This is a genomic window from Citrobacter sp. R-1.5.2, from assembly GCF_035064245.1.
In the GTDB taxonomy this organism is placed as follows: Bacteria; Pseudomonadota; Gammaproteobacteria; order Enterobacterales; family Enterobacteriaceae; genus Citrobacter.
Genome location: NZ_JASEYC010000083.1, coordinates 1 through 720 on the forward strand (window position 1 = coordinate 1; position 720 = coordinate 720).

Annotated in this window: 1 pseudogene; it reads left to right on the top strand. The window is 49.2% G+C overall.

The features are described 5' to 3' along the window. Positions 1 to 720, top strand: a pseudogene (silS, locus tag QMN38_RS26690) (copper/silver sensor histidine kinase SilS); the annotation flags it as partial.

A 720-nucleotide genomic window follows, 5' to 3' on the forward strand; every position in this document is an offset into this window, starting at 1 on the left:
ATTTCAGGGCAAACAGCAGAATTATGTCATGCTGACTGGCCTCTCCATTAATTTCCATCTCCATTACCTCGATGCGCTGAAAAAAAATCTGATTGCGATCGCCGTCGTGATAAGCCTGCTGATTGTTCTGATCATTCGCATCGCTGTCCGTCAGGGGCACCTGCCCCTTCGTAATGTCAGCAATGCCATTAAAAACATCACCTCCGAGAATCTTGATGCGCGGCTGGAACCGACACGCGTTCCCATTGAGCTGGAGCAACTGGTTATCTCGTTCAATCATATGATTGGAAAGATTGAGGACGTCTTTACCCGCCAGGCCAATTTCTCTGCCGATATCGCGCATGAGATCAGAACGCCCATCACCAATCTGGTGACGCAGACTGAAATCGCACTGAGTCAGGATCGAACCCAGAAGGAACTTGAGGATGTCCTCTACTCCAGTCTTGAAGAGTATAACCGGATGACCAAAATGGTCAGCGACATGCTGTTTCTGGCACAGGCGGACAATAACCAGCTTATACCTGACAGGGTCCGTTTTGACCTCAGAGCAGAAGTCATGAAAGTCTTCGAGTTTTTCGAAGCCTGGGCCGAAGAACGCAATATCACGCTCAAATTTAACGGGATGCCCTGCCTGGTTGAGGGAGATCCACAAATGTTCAGAAGAGCGATCAATAATCTGTTATCCAATGCCCTGCGTTATACCCCGGAGGGACAGGCCAT